At 68.8% G+C, this 16,780-nt stretch carries 13 protein-coding genes; 3 read left to right on the top strand and 10 right to left on the bottom strand.

Going from position 1 to position 16,780, the window contains the following annotated elements:
* Positions 1-12: 12 nt before the first annotated feature.
* Together WS89_RS26610 and WS89_RS26615 are read right to left on the bottom strand one after the other, a co-directional pair.
* The gene (locus WS89_RS26610; RefSeq protein ID WP_059504313.1) at positions 13-444 is read right to left on the bottom strand and encodes a DUF3617 domain-containing protein; all 432 of its coding nucleotides are present in this window, start codon (positions 442-444) and stop codon (positions 13-15) included.
* A gap of 63 nt (positions 445-507) precedes the next feature.
* Positions 508-1,509, bottom strand: a complete 1,002-nt coding sequence (locus WS89_RS26615; protein WP_059504315.1) for an OmpA family protein — start codon at positions 1,507-1,509, stop codon at positions 508-510.
* 422 nt (positions 1,510-1,931) lie between these two features.
* On the opposite strand from WS89_RS26615, the gene WS89_RS26620 reads away from it, so the two are divergent.
* Complete coding sequence (locus WS89_RS26620; RefSeq protein WP_059504317.1) at positions 1,932-2,795, top strand: crotonase/enoyl-CoA hydratase family protein; 864 nt, start codon at positions 1,932-1,934, stop codon at positions 2,793-2,795.
* A gap of 49 nt (positions 2,796-2,844) precedes the next feature.
* On the opposite strand, the gene pdeR is transcribed toward WS89_RS26620, so the two are convergent.
* The 4 genes from pdeR to WS89_RS26640 all read right to left on the bottom strand — a co-directional run bounded on the left by pdeR (position 2,845) and on the right by WS89_RS26640 (position 11,336).
* On the bottom strand, positions 2,845-4,848 hold the full coding sequence (gene pdeR, locus WS89_RS26625; RefSeq protein ID WP_059504319.1) for a cyclic di-GMP phosphodiesterase: 2,004 nt from the start codon (positions 4,846-4,848) through the stop codon (positions 2,845-2,847).
* 572 nt (positions 4,849-5,420) lie between these two features.
* A complete protein-coding gene (locus tag WS89_RS26630) occupies positions 5,421-9,059 on the bottom strand; it encodes a hydantoinase B/oxoprolinase family protein (protein ID WP_059794779.1) in 3,639 nt (1,212 codons plus the stop codon).
* A gap of 125 nt (positions 9,060-9,184) precedes the next feature.
* The gene (locus WS89_RS26635; RefSeq protein WP_059504322.1) at positions 9,185-10,483 is read right to left on the bottom strand and encodes an MFS transporter; all 1,299 of its coding nucleotides are present in this window, start codon (positions 10,481-10,483) and stop codon (positions 9,185-9,187) included.
* A 79-nt stretch (positions 10,484-10,562) separates the two neighbouring features.
* Positions 10,563-11,336 (bottom strand): putative hydro-lyase, encoded by a 774-nt coding sequence (locus tag WS89_RS26640; protein ID WP_059794782.1) that lies wholly within the window; start codon positions 11,334-11,336, stop codon positions 10,563-10,565.
* Positions 11,337-11,542: 206 nt separating this feature from the next.
* On the opposite strand from WS89_RS26640, the gene WS89_RS26645 reads away from it, so the two are divergent.
* Together WS89_RS26645 and WS89_RS26650 are read left to right on the top strand one after the other, a co-directional pair.
* Positions 11,543-12,475, top strand: coding sequence for a LysR family transcriptional regulator (locus tag WS89_RS26645; RefSeq protein WP_034205491.1), 933 nt, complete (start codon positions 11,543-11,545; stop codon positions 12,473-12,475).
* Positions 12,476-12,630: 155 nt separating this feature from the next.
* Entirely contained in the window at positions 12,631-13,539 is a 909-nt protein-coding gene (locus WS89_RS26650; protein WP_059794785.1) for a hypothetical protein, read from the top strand.
* Positions 13,540-13,550: 11 nt separating this feature from the next.
* On the opposite strand, the gene WS89_RS26655 is transcribed toward WS89_RS26650, so the two are convergent.
* The 4 genes from WS89_RS26655 to WS89_RS26670 form a co-directional block, all read right to left on the bottom strand.
* Complete coding sequence (locus WS89_RS26655; RefSeq protein ID WP_059504328.1) at positions 13,551-13,877, bottom strand: antibiotic biosynthesis monooxygenase family protein; 327 nt, start codon at positions 13,875-13,877, stop codon at positions 13,551-13,553.
* A 65-nt stretch (positions 13,878-13,942) separates the two neighbouring features.
* Entirely contained in the window at positions 13,943-14,926 is a 984-nt protein-coding gene (locus WS89_RS26660; RefSeq protein WP_059794787.1) for a YkgJ family cysteine cluster protein, read from the bottom strand.
* Complete coding sequence (locus WS89_RS26665) at positions 14,920-15,732, bottom strand: MetQ/NlpA family lipoprotein (RefSeq protein WP_059794790.1); 813 nt, start codon at positions 15,730-15,732, stop codon at positions 14,920-14,922. Before WS89_RS26665 ends, WS89_RS26660 begins: the two co-directional genes overlap by 7 nt.
* The gene (locus tag WS89_RS26670) at positions 15,729-16,778 is read right to left on the bottom strand and encodes a formylglycine-generating enzyme family protein (RefSeq protein ID WP_059794793.1); all 1,050 of its coding nucleotides are present in this window, start codon (positions 16,776-16,778) and stop codon (positions 15,729-15,731) included. The genes WS89_RS26665 and WS89_RS26670 overlap by 4 nt, the downstream gene beginning before the upstream one ends.
* Positions 16,779-16,780: the final 2 nt, after the last annotated feature.

Raw genomic sequence — 16,780 nt, forward strand, 5'->3', positions numbered from 1 at the left:
GCGCGCGGCGCGTTACTTGCAGTCGCCGACGCGCTTGCCGCGCCACGTCCACGCGAGCGTGTACGCACCGGCCTGCACGTGCTGCCCGCGCAATTGCCCCTTCAGGTCGTAGCTCGTCGGCGTGACGACCCCCGTCACGGTGCCGTTGCCACGCCCCTGCTCGTTCGCACAGGAAAGCGCAACCTTCAGTGTCGTGCCCGCGTAATCCCAGTTCGTGATCGTGCAGCGGATGTCGTCGCGCTGCAGGCGCGCCGTCATCGTCTTGCGCAGGTTCTTCGCATCCGCGTCGGTCAGGCACTGGTCCGGCATCGGATCCGTGCCCTGCGGCAGCGGCTTGCCGTTCAGCGTGTAGGCCGTGTCGTCATGCCAGAGCCCGGGCGATACGGTCTGCGCGAAAGAAGAGACGGCGAAGCCGGCGAGCACGGCGGCAGTCAGCAGTTTCATGATGTCTGTGTTCGATTGAGCGATGCCCGCGCGGCCGCACGGGCATCCGGCGGGCGTCGGGAATTACTGCTGCACGAGTTCGACGCGACGGTTCTGCGCGCGGCCCGCGTCGTCGGCGTTGGAGGCAACCGGCGACAGCGATGCGACACCCTTCGCGGCCAGCCGTGCCGGCGCGATCCGGTACGTCGTCGCGAGCGCCTGCGCAACGGCCTCCGCGCGCTTCTGCGACAAGTCGACGTTGTGCGCGAGCTGCCCCTGGTTGTCGGTATGCCCGACGATGTAGACCTTCAGCGCCGGATTCGCCGACAAAAGCTTCGCCATCTCGTCGAGCTGCGCCTTCGACTCGGGCTTGACCTGCGCCTTGTCGGTATCGAAGTAGATGCCGTACAGCGCGACCTTGCCGGTCGCGGCCAGCCCCTTTTGCAGCGCGCCGGAATCGATCACCTTCACTTGCCCCGTCTGCATCGGCTTCACCTCGACCACTTCCTCGTAGACGACCGTGCGCTTGTTCGACGCCGAATCGTCCATCACGTGCACGAACACGTATGCATCGCCGGCTGCGCGCGGCAGCTTCGCGAGGATCGTCCGGTGCTTGCCGCCGAAGTTCGCTTCGCCGCCGCCCGCCTTGCGCATCCGCCCGGAATTGATCACGACGCTCTGGAACTCGCCGCCGCCGCTCTTGCCGCACTGCTCCGCCGTGCAACGGAACAGGATCTGGAAGCCGCCCTTTTGCAGCGCATCGAGGTAGTTGCGCTCGACTTCGAGCGTCGACTTGTCCGCGCCGATCGTATAGCTGATACGCGTGACCTTGCCTTCCAGGTTCAACCCCTTCGCGGTCCTCTCGTCGTCGATCGGCTGGTTCGGCAGGAATGCCTCGTCGAACGCGGTCTGCGAATACGCGTTGATCGTCGCGCCGGCAAAGCGCGAAATCAGCGGATGGTCCTTCGAGCCGGGCACGTCGCCGGCGGCGCCGGCGAGCGTGGAAAGCGACAGCAGCGCGGCGGCCGGCAATGCGTAGCGGCCGGCTCGCGTGAACCGGGTGAACAGCGTGACTGCATTCGTCATGGGAGTCTCTCGGAAAAGATTTTTAGTTCGATTGATTGCGGCAATGCGCCGCGCATCTTAGCAAAACTTTTCCGGCCGTCCGGACGGCCGGATACGACCCGGTAGCCGGCCGCCGAACTGTCCGGCCTGCAGCCCCGGCGGCCGGGGCGACGCTTTCGACATGCAAGCGAACGGCGCCGGCAACCGCGCGCCGGACCGGCTGCCGGCCCACGCCGGCAGCGCCTCGCCCCCGCCCGGCCCGCCGGCCGCCGCCTTCCGATCGACCTCACCCCGTCCGTCACCCGCCCCGCCCGAACGCGATTCGCATCGGCGTCCCGGTCGTGCGTTTTTCCCCGCAATTCGACATTTGTGCGCGCGCAACAATGGCGATGCCTCGCGCCTGGCGCGGCGGTCTTTAAAACCACATCTCACGAGGACATACCATGCAACTCCAATCCCATCCGGCATGCCGCCCGTTTTACGAAGCCGGTGAACTCTCGCAACTGACCGCCTTCTACGAAGAAGGCCGTAACGTCATGTGGATGATGCTCCGATCGGAGCCGCGGCCGTGCTTCAACCAACAACTCGTCACCGACATCATTCATCTCGCGCGCGTCGCCCGCGACTCGGGCCTCAAGTTCGACTTCTGGGTGACGGGCTCGCTCGTCCCCGAGCTGTTCAACGTCGGCGGCGACCTGAGCTTCTTCGTCGACGCGATCCGCAGCGGCCGGCGCGACCAGCTGATGGCCTACGCGCGCTCGTGCATCGACGGCGTGTACGAGATCTACACGGGCTTCGGCACCGGCGCGATCTCGATCGCGATGGTCGAGGGCAGCGCGCTCGGCGGCGGCTTCGAGGCCGCGCTCGCGCATCACTACGTGCTCGCGCAGAAGGGCGTGAAACTCGGGTTCCCGGAGATCGCGTTCAACCTGTTCCCGGGCATGGGCGGCTATTCGCTGGTCGCGCGCAAGGCGAACCGCGGTCTCGCGGAATCGTTGATCGCGACCGGCGAAGCGCACGCGGCCGAGTGGTACGAAGATCGCGGCCTGATCGACGAGACGTTCGACGCCGGTGACGCGTACCTCGCGACGCGCACCTTCATCGACGTGACGAAGCCCAAGCTGAACGGCATCCGTGCGATGCTGCGCGCCCGCGAACGCGTGTTCCAGTTGTCGCGCTCGGAGCTGATGGATATCACGGAAGCGTGGGTGCATGCGGCGTTCACGATCGAGCCGAAGGACCTCGCGTACATGGAACGCCTGGTGATGCTGCAGAACCGGCGCGTGTCGAAACTGCGCACGGTGTAATGCGACGGGCGCCGCCGACGGCCGGCGGCGCCCGTTTCCGGAACGACGCTCAGGCGATCAGCCTGAGCTTTCTCGTCTCCGCGAGCCACCCCTCGAACGCCTGCGCCGGCATCGGCCGCGCGTAGTAGTAGCCCTGCGCGTGATCGACGTCGAGCTGCTTCAGGAATTCGGCTTCCGCATGCGTTTCGACGCCTTCGGCGACCACCGCGAAATTCAGCGCCTTCGCGAGCGACACGACCGAGCGCACCAGCGCCTGCGAGCGCGGATTGCGGTCGATGGCCGTGATGAAGGTGCGGTCGAGCTTGATCACGTCGAGCGGCAGGCGCGACAACTGCGACAGCGACGAATAGCCGGTGCCGAAATCGTCGAGATGGATCTCCGCGCCCAGTTGGCGGAACTGCCGCATCAGCCCGATGGCCGCCTCCTCGTCCTCGATGAAGCAGCTTTCGGTCAGCTCGATGTCGAGCAGGCCCGGTTTCAGCCCCGCGGCGTCGAGAATCGACGCGAACTGGTGGACGATGTTCATGTCCTGCAACTGCCGCGCGGACACGTTCACCGCGATCCGGACGCCGAGCCCCTTCGCCTTCCATGCGGCGGCCTGCGCGGCCGCGGTACGCATCACCCAGCGTCCGAGCGGCGCGATCAGCCCCGACTCTTCCGCGAAACGGATGAACTCGACCGGCGCGACGAGCCCGCGATCGGGCGACTGCCAGCGGATCAGCGCCTCGACGCCGTGCACGTCGCCCGTCGCGATATCGACGACCGGCTGGTAGTGGAGCACGAACTGCTCTTCCTCGAGCGCCTTGCGCAGGTTCGTGTCGAGCCACATGTACTTCGCGACCTTCTGGTTCATCTCCAGCGAGAACACGCGATACGTATGCTTGCCCGCTTCCTTCGCGACGTACATCGCGGTGTCGGCGCTGCGGATCAGCGTCTCGAGCGAATCGCCGTGCTGCGGATACATCGCGATACCGATCGAGCAGCTCGTGTAGACCTCCATCAGCCCGAGATGGATCGGCGTGCGCAGCCGCTCGAGAATGATCTGCGCGGTCGCTTCGAGCAGCGGGCGCGTGCCGTGTTCGAACAGTACGAGGAATTCGTCGCCGCCGAGCCGCGCGAGCGTCGCACCGGACGGCAGGCAGCCGCTGATGATCGCCGATACGTCCTGCAACAGGCGGTCGCCGGTGATGTGGCCGTAGTGATCGTTGACGCGCTTGAAGTTGTCGAGATCGAGAAACAGGATGCCGACCTGGCCGCGCGTCAGCTCGCTCTCCTCGGCGATTGCCGTCCGGATGCGCTCGCTGATCGCATGGCGGTTCGGCAGCCCGGTGAGCACGTCGGTGTTCGCGAGCTCGGAGAGCCGCTGCTGCGCGTTGCGCTCCTCGGTGATGTCGATGCCCGAGCAGATCAGGAACTGTTCGTCCACGCCGCTGCCGCTCCGCACGAACTTGTTGCGGAACTGGAACAGGCGCGGCCCGTTGACCGTGTTGATGTAGCGCTCGACCGCGAACGACTGGTTGCTCGCGAAGAAGCCCGTGATGTTGCTGCGCGACTGCGCGCCCTGTTCGGGGCTCATGAACAGCTCGAACGCGCTGCGGCCGATCACGTCGACCTCGCGCTTGCCCGTCACTTCCTCGCACAAACGGTTGAAGCGCTGCACCATCCCGTTGCGGTCGAGGATCACGACGAGCGAATTCACTTCGGACACGACCTGCTCGGCGAACGCGAGCCCGTGCGACAGGTCGCCGGCGACGGACTCGGTATCGGAATAGGCGGACGCCGTGCCGGCCCAGTCGACCGTATTGACCTTCCTGCCGACGAGATGGAGGCTGACCGGGTTGCCGAACAGCACGATGTCCAGCACGAGGTGCGACGTGACGCCGGTCAGCGCGCGGATGCGCGCGGCCTGTTCGGCCGTCAGCGCGATCGCGACGTTGGTCAGGCCGCGGACCGCGGCCAGCTCGAGCGCGTTGCTGTCGCTGCCGAGACGCCAGCAGGGGCTGCGCGTACCGACATGCGCCTCGAGCACCGCGCTATCGTTTTCGTCATCCATGGACACGCCCCGATCCAAAAAAAACGCACAGTGTAGACGGAGGCGAGTGGGCCGACCGCCTTCCCGGGCACGCGCAGCGCGCATGCCCGGCAGGGCAGCCGTGATCGCCGTGACAGCGGGCCTCGTCCCGTACTTGTTTGCAGCTGATGCGGCCGGCGTTCGCGCGTGATGCGCGCAGGTTCTGCCTTACGAATGATGAGAGCCATCTTATCAAATGACGATGAAGATTGGCACTCACATTTAGAGAAAAGTGTCAAGGAACCGGGACTCGATTGGCAAGCCGGATTTTTCATGATCGGCCGCATGAGAACGGGTGGGCGACGCGCCGCGCGTCGAGGGTGGATTGCCGGGCCGGAACCCGCGCCGGACGGGCGTTTGAGGTCGATCCGCGGTGACGGGGCCAGATCTTTGGGGAGACCGTGGCGGCAGGGGTCGAATCGCATGCCGCGATCCGTGTTGCCGCCATTTTGATTCCGCTCGCGCGTGAATGCGCCGCTTTATTCCACAGTTCTTTGCAATATTCTTCACCCGCCCGCGCACCCGGCGCGGAGTGCCCGCGCCGGGTGCGCCGCTCATTCCGGCGCGCCGTAGCCGCCGCCGCCCGGCGTTTCGACGACGAACACGTCGCCCGGCGCCATCTGCGCGCGGCCGATGTGGTCGAGCGCCTCGACCGTGCCGTCCGCCCGCTCGATCGTGTTGCGGCCGAGCGCACCGGCTTCGCCGCCCGCCGCGCCGAACGGCGCGTGGATCCGGTTGTTCGACAGGATCGACGCGGTCATCGGCTCGAGGAAGCGGATCCGCCGCACCGCGCCGTCGCCGCCGCGCCAGCGCCCGGCGCCGCCCGAGCCGGCGCGAATCCGGTGCGAATCGAGCCGCACCGGATAGCGCCATTCGAGCACCTCCGGATCGGTGAGCCGCGAGTTCGTCATGTGCGTCTGCACCGCGGCGACGCCCGCGAAGCCGTCGCCCGCGCCGCTGCCGCCCGCGATCGTCTCGTAGTACTGGTACCGATCGTTGCCGAATGTGAAGTTGTTCATCGTTCCCTGGCTCGACGCGACGCAGCCGAGCGCGCCGTACAGCGCGTTGGTGATCGCCGACGACGTCTCGACGTTGCCCGACACGACGGCCGCCGGGTATTCGGGGTTCAGCATCGAGCGGGCCGGCACGATCACGGTCAGCGGCTTCAGGCAGCCGGCGTTCAGCGGGATGTCGTCGCCGACCAGCGTGCGGAACACGTACAGCACCGCGGCCATGCAGACGGCCTTCGGCGCGTTGAAGTTGTTGTCGAGCTGCGCGGACGTGCCGGTGAAGTCGATCTCCGCGCACCGCGCCGCGCGGTCGACGCGAATCGCGACGCGAATCTCCGCGCCGTTGTCGAGCGGGTACCGGTATGCGCCGTCCTGCAGCGCGCCGATCACGCGCCGCACCGCTTCTTCCGCGTTGTCCTGCACGTGCCCCATGAACGCGAGCACGACGTCGCGGCCGAACTGCGCGACCATCCGGCGCAATTCGTCGACGCCCTTCCGGTTCGCGGCGACCTGGGCCCGCAGGTCGGCCATGTTCTGCTCGACGTTGCGCGCCGGGTAGCGGCCCGACGCCAGCAGCGCGCGCGTCTCGGCGTCGCGCAGCACGCCGGCCGACACGAGCTGCCAGTTGTCGATCAGCACGCCTTCCTCGTCGATATGGGTCGAATCGGGCGGCATCGAGCCCGGCGTCGTGCCGCCGATGTCCGCGTGGTGGCCGCGCGAGCCGACGTAGAACAGCGGCGCGTCCGAGCCGTCCGCGAACACCGGCGTGATGACCGTCACGTCCGGCAGGTGCGTGCCGCCGTGGTACGGGTCGTTCAGCATGAACACGTCGCCGTCGCGCATGCGGCCGCGGTTGCGCTCGATCACCGTGCGGATGCTTTCACCCATCGAGCCGAGGTGCACGGGCATGTGCGGCGCGTTCGCGATCAGGTTGCCGTCGCCGTCGAAGATCGCGCACGAGAAGTCGAGCCGCTCCTTGATGTTCACCGAGTACGCGGTGTTCTGCAGCCGCAGCCCCATCTGCTCGGCGATCGACATGAACAGGTTGTTGAAGATCTCGAGCCGCACCGGATCGGCGTCGGTGCCGAGCGAGCGGCGCGTCGGCAGCGGCGTCGTGCGCGTCAGCACGAGGTTGCCCTGGGCGGTCATCGCGGCGCGCCAGCCGGGCTCGACGACGGTCGTGCCGTTCTGTTCCGCGACGATCGCCGGGCCGTCGATCACATCGCCGGCGCGCAGCGTGTCGCGCACGACCAGCGCCGCGTCGTGCCACCGGCCGCCGGAATAAAAGCGCACGGCCGTGTGCGCTCGAGGCGCCGCGTCTTCCGCGCGCGGCGCGAGCGGCGCGAGGTCGACCGGCGCGTCCGAGCGGCCGATCGCCTCGACCGACGCGAGCTCGGCGACGAGCGGCGTGCCCGGCATCAGGAACGCGTAGCGCTGCCGGTACGCGGCCTCGAACGCCTGCTGCATCGCGGCGACGCTGCCGGCCGGTACGTCGAGCGCCGAATCGGTGCCCTGGTAGCGCAGATGCACGCGCCGCTCGGTCGCGATCCGCTGCGGCGGCACGCCCTGTTCGAGCAGCGCGCCGATGGCCTCGTCGGCCAGCCGGTCGAGCGCCGCGTTCAGCGCCGGCAGCGACGCGTCGGTCAGCACGGCCTCGACCGCGCGCTCGCGCATCGCGGTCTGGTCGGCCAGCCCCATCCCGTACGCGGACAGCACGCCCGCGAGCGGATGCGCGAACACCTGCGTCATCCCGAGCGCATCGGCCACGCCGCACGCGTGCTGGCCGCCCGCGCCGCCGAACGTCGTCAGCACGTAGCGCGACACGTCGTGGCCGCGCTGCACGGAAATCTTCTTGATCGCGTTCGCCATGCTGCCGATCGCGATCTCCAGGAAACCTTCGGCAAGCGCCTCGGGCGTCTCGCGCCGCCCGGTCGCCGCGTGAATCTCGTCGGCGAGCGCCGCGAACTTCGCGACCACGCCGTCGCGGTCGAGCGGCTGGTCCGCATGCGGGCCGAACACCCGCGGAAAATGGTCGGGCTGGATCTTGCCGAGCATCACGTTGCAGTCGGTCACCGTCAGCGGGCCGCCGCGCCGGTACGCGGCCGGCCCCGGATTCGCGCCGGCCGATTCGGGCCCCACGCGCAGCCGCGCACCGTCGAAGCCGAGCACCGAGCCGCCGCCCGCGGCGACCGTATGGATGCTCATCATCGGTGCGCGCATCCGCACGCCGGCCACCTGCGTCTCGAACACGCGCTCGAATTCGCCGTTGTAGTGCGACACGTCGGTCGACGTGCCGCCCATGTCGAAGCCGATCACGCGCTCGAAGCCGGCCGCGCGCGCCGCGCGCACCATCCCGACGATGCCGCCGGCCGGGCCGGACAGGATCGCGTCCTTGCCCTGGAACGCATCGGCGCGTGTCAGCCCGCCGCTGCTCTGCATGAACTGCAGGTTCACGCCCGGCATCTCGTGCGCGACCTGTTCGACGTAGCGACGCAGGATCGGCGACAGGTACGCGTCGACCACGGTCGTGTCGCCGCGCGACACCATCTTCATCAGCGGCGACACCTCGTGCGACACCGACACCTGCGTGAAGCCGATGCGGCGCGCGAGTTCGGCCAGCATCCGTTCGTGCGCGGTGTAGCGGTAGCCGTGGATCAGCACGATCGCGAGGGCGCGCACGCCGCCGTCGAACACGCGGCGCAACGACGCTTCGGCACCCTGAACATCGAGCGGCACGACCACGTCGCCATGCGCGCCGACGCGCTCGTCGATCTCGACGACCGTCTCGTACAGCGCGTCGGGCAGCACGATGTCGAGATCGAACAGGCGCGGCCGGTTCTGGTATGCGATGCGCAGCACGTCGCGAAAGCCGCGCGTCGTCGCGAGCGCGGTGCGTTCGCCCTTGCGTTCGAGCAACGCGTTGGTCGCGACCGTCGTCCCCATCTTCACCATGTCGACCCGCTCGGGCGTGATCGGCTCGCCAGCCGCGAGGCCGAGCAGGTGACGGATGCCGGCCACGGCCGCGTCGCGGTACTGCTCGGGGTTCTCCGACAGCAGCTTGTGCGTGACGAGCGAGCCGTCGGGCCGCCGCGCGACGATGTCGGTGAACGTGCCGCCGCGGTCGATCCAGAATTGCCAGCGCGCGGCGTCGGAGGAAACGGGAGAAAGGTGTCGGTCGGTCATGATGTCGGGGCGATGCGTCGTTGAATCGAGGGGCGAGCGCCGCCGCACGGCGCGCGTCGCGCGCCGCGTGGCGGTACCGGTAAAAAAGGGGAAAAGGGAGAAAGCGGCGCGCGGGCCGCTGCCGCTTACGCGGCGTCGAGTTCGCGGCCGCGGGTCTCGGGCAGCGTCAGCGCGGCGACGATCACCACGCCGTACGCGGCGACCGCGAAGATGCCGATGCTCGTGCCGAGCCCGTATTGCTTCGACAGCGCGCCGATCAGGAACGGAAACAGTGCACCGATCGCACGGCCCACGTTGTAGCAGAAGCCCTGGCCGGACCCGCGCACGCGGGTCGGGAACAGCTCGGTGAGGAACGCACCCATCCCCGAGAAAATGCCCGACGCGAAGAAGCCGAGCGGGAAGCCGAGCCACAGCATCGAAGCATTGGTCAGGTTCAGCGACGTGTACGAGAACGCGATCACCATCGAGCCGACCGCGAACAGGATGAAGTTCGGCTTGCGGCCGAGGCGGTCGGTCAGGTACGCGCTCGTCAGGTAGCCAACCCACGAGCCGAGGATGATCATCGCGAGATAGCCGCCAGTGCCCATCACCGTGAGGTGCCGCTCGGTCTTCAGGAAGGTCGGCAGCCACGTCGTGATCGCGTAGTAACCGCCCTGCGCGCCGGTCGTCAGGAGCGCCGCGCGCAGCGTCGTCGTGATCAGCTTCGGCGCGAAGATCTCGGTGAGGCGCGGTGCGTCGGCCACTTTCGCCTGCGCGGCCTTCTCCTTCTCGTAGACGTCCGGCTCCTTCACGTAACGGCGGATCGCGACGACCAGCAGCGCGGGCGCGAGCCCGACGAGGAACAGCGCGCGCCACGCCTGCTCGGCCGGCAGCACCGAAAACAGCAGCGCATACAGCAGCGCGCACAGCCCCCAGCCGATCGCCCAGCCCGACTGCACGAGGCCGACCGCCCTGCCGCGGTCGCGCGCGCGAATCACCTCGCCGATCAGCACCGCGCCGGCCGTCCATTCGCCGCCGAAGCCGAAGCCCATCAGCGCGCGCGCCGCGACCAGTTGCGGGTAGTTCTGCGCGAGCCCGCACAGCGCGGTGAACACCGCGAACCACAGCACCGTGAGCTGCAGCGTGCGCACACGGCCGATCCGGTCGGACAGGATGCCGGCGATCCAGCCGCCGAGCGCCGACGCGAGCAGCGTGATGGTGCCGATGAAGCCTGCGTCGGCAAGCGAGATGCCCCAGGTCGCGACGAGTGTCGGGATCACGAACGACAGCATCTGCGTGTCCATTCCGTCGAGCATGTAGCCGACCTTGCAGCTCCAGAACGCGCGGCGTTCGCGCGGCTGCGCATCCGCGTACCACGAGAACAGGCCGCTGCGCGCGCGGCTCGCGGGCTCGGCGGCGGGCGCCGCGAGGGTCTTGCTTTCCATGGTGGTGCTCCTGTCGTGATGCGCCGTCGAATGGCGTGTGGTGTGTCGCGGGTACGTGGCGTAAGGGGTGTGCGGCCGGTCAAAACACGGCCAGCGACGCGTTCGTGATGTCGGTCATCAGCATGTGGCCGGGCGTATGCGCGATCGCGATCGGCAGCTTCGCGTCCATCAGCGCGGTTTGCGGCGTCACGCCGCACGCCCAGAACACCGGCAGTTCGCCGTCGCGGATCGTCACCGCGTCGCCGAATTCGGGCGCGTTCAAATCCTCGATGCCCAGTTCCCGCGGATGACCGATATGGATCGGTGCGCCATGCACGCCCGGGAACCGGCTCGTGATCTGCACCGCGCGGATCGCGTCGGCGCCGCGCAGCGGCCGCATCGACACGACCAGTTGGCCGCCGAAGATTCCCGCGCGGCGGTTCGCGATCGACGTGCGGTACATCGGCACGTTGCGCCCTTCCTCGACGTGGCGCAGCCCGATCCCTTCGCGGGCGAGCATGTCCTCGAACGAAAACGAGCAGCCGATCGCAAATACGACGAAATCGTCGCGCCACAGCGCTTCCAGCGATTCGACCTGCTCGGTCAGGCGGCCGTCGCGGTAGACGTTGTAGCTCGGTACGTCGGTGCGGATGTCGAGATCCTCGCCGAGCGCGTCGAGCCGGAACGCGCCCGATTCGCCAACGCCCAGCAGCGGGCAAGCCTTCGGGTTGGCCTGGCAGAAGCGCAGGAAATCGTGCGCGTACGCGTCGGGCAGGATCGCCAGGTTCGCCTGGGCAAACGGGCCGCAATGGCCGGCGGTCGGGCCGCGGAACGCGCCGCGGCGCACGGACTGGCGGAATTCGGAAGGCGTCATGATGGTCGGTCGCAGAATCGGGATGGCATGGCGATGACGGTGGCGTGTCATCGGATACGGCGAAGAATAGAAAAGAAAAAAATTTGTCGCCAACGAGTTTTTTTGCGTCCGTTGTATAGAATTTCTTAACGGATCCGCGGGTTTTCCCCGGTCCCGTTCATTTTTCGTCGCCGGCAAGCTGCGCATCCACTGCTCGCCCGACCGCCATGAACACGCGTTTTCTCGAAACCTTCGTCACGCTCGCGAAGCTGCGCAACTTCCGCACGACCGCGGCCGCGCTGCATGCGACGCCGGCCGCGATCTCGCAGCGCCTGAAAGCGCTCGAGGACGAACTGCATACGGTACTCGTCGATCGCGACAGCCGCGCGTTCCGGCTCACGCCGAACGGCGAATACCTGCTCGGCTATGCGAAAGCCGTGGTCGAGGCGACGCAGGAACTGCAGGCCGCCGCGTCCGGCGAGCGCGCGCTGCGCGGCAAGCTGCGGCTCGGCGTGATCGAGACGGTCGTGCACAGCTGGCTGCCGCACTATATGCGGCGGCTCGCGGCCGACTATCCGCAGCTCGAGATCGATCTGACCGTCGACGTCAGCGTCGTGCTGCAACGCCGGCTGATGGCCGGCGAGCTCGACCTGATCATCCGCGTGGAAGGCAGCGACGAGGCGTCGGTCGTATGCGACGCGCTCGCGAACTACCCGGTGCGCTGGATCGCGCGCGCGGGGCTGCTGCCGAACCTGCGCACAGGCCTCGCGCGGCAGGTGCTGCGCCAGCCGATCCTCACCTACGGGCGCGGCACCGCGCCCCATCGTGCGCTGGAAGACATCGTCCGCACGCTCGCGCATGCGCACGGCGTGCCGCTGTCGGAGACGCGCATCACCGGGTCGCCGTCGATCTCGGTGATCGTGCAACTGGTGCGCGACGGCTTCGGCGTTGCCGCGATTCCGGTGCTGTTCGTCGATGCGCTGATCGCGAGCGGCGAAGTCGTCGAGCTGCCGCTGCAGCCGTCGCCGCCGTCGATCGTCGTGTCGATGTCGCGGCGGGCGGACGCGCCGCGGTTCGTGCACGGCGCGTCGATCGCCGCGCGCGCGGCGTGTCACGAGTATTGCGAGAAGAGCACGCGGTTGCTGGTCGAAGCGCTTTGACCTGGCAGCGGCAGACGACGCGCGTTCGACATCGCCGCGCGAATCGCCCACAATCGCGTTCGGCGCGCCGCCACGTCGGCGCCGCGCGTCGCGAATGAGGGCCGGGCCGTCCGGCATTCGTCGCCTCGCATGACCGTGCACGACAGGAAGGCAACATGCAGATTCGCTCCGCTTCGCCCCGCCTGAACCTCGCGCGCGTCGTGATCGTCGCGCTGTATGTCGCGTCGCTGCTGCTGCCCGTCGCGGCCGAACCGCCGAATGCGGCCGGCGCGGTGAGCTGGTTGCACGGCTACACGGTGCTCGCGCTCGGCGGGCTCGCGATCCTCGACCTGCAATTCGCCTGGCTCGGCAACCCGCTGCTCGTCGTCGCGCTGCTCAGGCCGAGCCGTACCGTGTCGGCGCTGCTGGCCGTGGTCGTGGTTTTTGCGCTCGGGTGGCATACGATCCCGACCGACGCGAACTACGAAACGATCCGCACGTTCGGGGCCGGGTACTACTTATGGATCGCGGCGATGGCGGGCGCCGCCGCGCTGCCGTGGATCGACGGGCGCGCGCGGCAGGATGGCGGTGCGCCGAGCCGTGCGGTCGGTGCCGCGGGCGGGATCGTGCCGACCGGCGCAGGCCCAGGCGCAGGGACAAACGCAGCCGCCGGCAGCCCGGCCCGACCGAATGCCGCGCCGTCGTCGACCCGCCCGTCTACCCGGCAAAGCGGCTGGACCGTGACCGCAACCGATACGCGCATCGCGTCGACCGACCAGACCGGGACGACGCGCGGCATCGCGCTGTCCGACCTCGGCGCGATCCTGATCGAAACCAACGATCACGGGCCGTTCGTGTCGGACATCTGGTGGGTCCTGTTCGATACGAACAAGCAGTTCGCGTGCGGCTTTCCGCAGGACGCCCAGGGCGCGAAGGCGGCCGTCGACCGGCTGCTCGACCTGCCCGGCATCGACCACCGCAAGGTCATCGACGCGCAGACGTCGATCCAGAACGCGACCTTCCCGATCTGGGAGCGCGCGGCGGGCAAGCCGGGCGGCCCGGGAAAAGCCGGGGCGGCCGCCTGACCCGGCACCCCTTACGCGGATGGCGCCGCATGCGGCGGCGTCAGCTTGCCGTCGCCATACTCGCGAAGCACCTGCGAAATCACGACACGATACCCGTCCAGCCAGCGCGCCTGCTTCGCCTTGGCTTCGAGATGCGCGGGATGCTGGATCAACTGCCGCAGCGCCGCCTCGGATTCCCAGTAATAGACGTTCTGGATCAAGCCGGCTTGCGCGTTCTCCCACGTTTCCTCGCCGAGATAGCCGGGCGTCGCGCGCGCCATGTCGGCGATCTGCCGGTCGAGCCGGTGGAATTCGTCGTCGTACTGGCCGGCGCGAAAAATGAAAGTCGACGCGTACATGCCCGCTCGCTCTGCAACGATTGAAAGAGCGCCAAGTGTAAGGCACGCGCGGCGTGCCGCGATCGTCAGGCGGCGAGCGAAGCGGCGTCGACGCGATCGTCGAGCCACGCTTCGATGCGTGACGCATCGTCGCGCGTGGCGGCGGCGGATGCCGGCGTCGCCGCGAGCGCTCGTCGCGCCCGCTCCAGCGCCTGCGCGAAGCCACGCAATTCGCGCGTCGCGGGCCGGTCGTCGGCATGTCGGCGCGCGAGCGCCGCTTCGATGTTCGCGCCGATCAAGGTCAGTTGGGCGTCGACGAAGTCGATGCACAGCGCGCGGCAATGCGCGGAAACCTGAGCGACGGCCAGCAGGGCCGGCACGATCGACACGGTCAGGTAGCCGCCGGGCGCCAGCCGCGACAGCGCATCGCTCACGCCCGGCCCGCCGTCGGCCAGCGACGCGAACACGGCGTCGCGCCACACCGCGCGCTCGAACACGAGCGCATCGCGATGCGCGTCGAGCATCGCACGATCCTCGACCTGCCCGGCCGTCACCAGCGGAATCGGGAACGCCGATACCTCGGCAGACTGCACGCTCGCGGCATCGACGATGCAATTCGCGCCGAGCCACGCCGCATCGCCGCGCCGCGTCGCGAGCACGCGTGCCTGCAACCGGTCGGGCAGCATCGGATCGAGCGGCACCGCGCGGCAGATCGACGGCTTGTTCGCGTGCACGCCGCAGCGGCCGTCGTCGGCCAGCGCCGCGCAACGGCCCAGCGACGGATAGTCGTAGCCTTGCAGCGTCAGCGCGAGCCATTCGCCATGCACGCGGCCGCGATGGAACAATCGGTCCGCCAGCGCATCGGCCGCCGCGACGTCATCCGCATCGAGCGAATGCTCGCGGCCGCCCGCTTGCCAGCGTTCGCCGATGCGCCGCTTCGGCACGCGGCGGATCGTCAACGCGCCGACGAAGCGGTGCCGATGCCGGAACAGTTCGCGCAACGACAGCGTCGGCGCACTGTTGCAGCAGCGTCCGCACGCGTTGCACGCGAGCAGGTAGGTGTCTACCACGGCCGCCGCACCGAATCCTGGTAGCGCGTGAGGATGAAGCGCGCGACCTCGTCCGAGTGATACGCGGCGACGAGCTGCGCGACCCACGGCTTCGCGCGATCGGCATCGCGCACCGTGAGCACGTTCGCATACGGCGAGCGCGCATCCTCCAGGCTGATGCTGTCGCGCGCGGGCTGCAGCCCGGCGCGGGCCGCCTCGTCGCTGTCGATCGCGACGAACGCGGCCGTGTCGAGGGCCGCGTAAAGCCGGTCGCGGCGCAGCGCGACGAATTTCAGCCCGAGCCGGTTGCCCGTCACGTCGCGCAGCGTCGCATGCAGGCCGGCCTTCTCGCGCAGCGTCACCAGCGTGTCGTTCTGCAGCAGCACGAGCGCGCGCGCCATCCCGCGCGGATCGGCGGGAAGCGCGACCGTCGCGCCGGGTTGCAGTTCGTTCAGACTCCTCAGCTTGCGCGAATACAACGCCATCGGCAACGTGACGGTCGGCGCGACTTCGGTCAGCGCGTAGCGCATCCGGGCGCGGGTCGCGGCAAGCTGTTGCGCATCCTCGAAGCTGGCCGCGTCGATTCGCCCGTCGGCCAGCGCCGTATCGATGCGCGATGCATCGTCGAATTCGACGACGTCGATGCCGAGCCCGCGCGCGGCGGCCACCCGCTTCACTTCGTCGAGAATCTGCGCATGCACGCCGCGCGTGACGCCGACGCGCACGGCCGGCGCCGCGGCTTCGGCAGCCATCGCCGCCCCCTGCTGCATCGCCGCGCACGCAATCAGCAACCATGCAGAAACGAATCGCCCGATGCCGACCGTCATGACGCGTCCCTCAGGATCGTGCGAAACCCGATATGCGACGCGCCGAGATCGGCCTCCTGTTGTTCGCGAGACGATGCGCGATAGCGCACGCAGTAATCGCGCGAGCACAGGAACGAGCCGCCCTTGATGACCATCGGCGTATCGTGCCGGCGCGTCGGCGGCGCGACGGCCGCCGTGTCGCCGTTCGTGTGGGATTGATGCGGGCCCGTGTACGCGTCCTTCGTCCATTCCCACGCGTTGCCGATCATGTCGTAAAGACGAAAGCCGTTCGCCGCATAGCAGCCGACGGGGGCCAGCCCCGCGTGGCCGTCCTCCGCCGAGTCGAGCACCGGAAACGCGCCCTGCCAATAGTTCGCGGCCGGCTTGCCCTGCGCGTCGCGCGGCGCCGCATCGAGCGATGCGTCGTCGCGGCCGGCCTTGCCCGCGTACTCCCATTCGGCCTCGGTCGGCAAGTCGCGGCCGAGCCAGTGCGCATACGCGAGCGCATCGCGCTGCGTGACGAGCGTCACCGGCAGGTTGCCGAGCCCGTCCACGTCGCTGCCGGGCCCGCGCGGATGCCGCCACGACGCGCCCTTCACCCACGACCACCAAGCGAGGTCGCGCGCGTTCATCTCGTCGCGCGTCGGCACATGGAACACCGCCGCGCCGCCCTGCTGCTCGGCCTCGGTCACGTAGCCGGTCGCCTGCACGAATGCCGCGAATTGCGCGATCGTCACGTCGGTCTGGTCGATCCAGAAGCCGCCGACGCGCGTGCGGCCGTCGCCGACCGGACGCTCGTCCGCGTAGCCGCGCGTGCTGCCGAACACGAACGCGCCGCCGCGCAGGTGCACCATTCCGGCCTTCGGATCGTCGCGCCACTTCGACGGCAGCCCCGAATAGCGTTCGCACTGGCGTTCCGAACCGAGCGGCGCGAGCGCGCGGCCGCGATTCAGGTCGTCGAACGCGCCGCCGGCCGGCGTCGCCGGATTCGCATAGCCTGCCGCGAACGCGGCGGCGAACAGCGTGGCGGCCAGCGCCGCGCCGATCGTCCAGAAGCGGAACCGCATCG

Source organism: Burkholderia sp. MSMB1072 (assembly GCF_001524725.1).
In the GTDB taxonomy this organism is placed as follows: Bacteria; Pseudomonadota; Gammaproteobacteria; order Burkholderiales; family Burkholderiaceae; genus Burkholderia.

Coding starts and splice junctions, on each gene's coding strand:
- WS89_RS26610 (WP_059504313.1), bottom strand. CDS start 444: ATGAAACTGCTGACTGCCGCCGTGCTCGCCGGCTTCGCCGTCTCTTCT.
- WS89_RS26615 (WP_059504315.1), bottom strand. CDS start 1,509: ATGACGAATGCAGTCACGCTGTTCACCCGGTTCACGCGAGCCGGCCGC.
- WS89_RS26620 (WP_059504317.1), top strand. CDS start 1,932: ATGCAACTCCAATCCCATCCGGCATGCCGCCCGTTTTACGAAGCCGGT.
- pdeR (WP_059504319.1), bottom strand. CDS start 4,848: ATGGATGACGAAAACGATAGCGCGGTGCTCGAGGCGCATGTCGGTACG.
- WS89_RS26630 (WP_059794779.1), bottom strand. CDS start 9,059: ATGACCGACCGACACCTTTCTCCCGTTTCCTCCGACGCCGCGCGCTGG.
- WS89_RS26635 (WP_059504322.1), bottom strand. CDS start 10,483: ATGGAAAGCAAGACCCTCGCGGCGCCCGCCGCCGAGCCCGCGAGCCGC.
- WS89_RS26640 (WP_059794782.1), bottom strand. CDS start 11,336: ATGACGCCTTCCGAATTCCGCCAGTCCGTGCGCCGCGGCGCGTTCCGC.
- WS89_RS26645 (WP_034205491.1), top strand. CDS start 11,543: ATGAACACGCGTTTTCTCGAAACCTTCGTCACGCTCGCGAAGCTGCGC.
- WS89_RS26650 (WP_059794785.1), top strand. CDS start 12,631: ATGCAGATTCGCTCCGCTTCGCCCCGCCTGAACCTCGCGCGCGTCGTG.
- WS89_RS26655 (WP_059504328.1), bottom strand. CDS start 13,877: ATGTACGCGTCGACTTTCATTTTTCGCGCCGGCCAGTACGACGACGAA.
- WS89_RS26665 (WP_059794790.1), bottom strand. CDS start 15,732: ATGACGGTCGGCATCGGGCGATTCGTTTCTGCATGGTTGCTGATTGCG.
- WS89_RS26670 (WP_059794793.1), bottom strand. CDS start 16,778: ATGCGGTTCCGCTTCTGGACGATCGGCGCGGCGCTGGCCGCCACGCTG.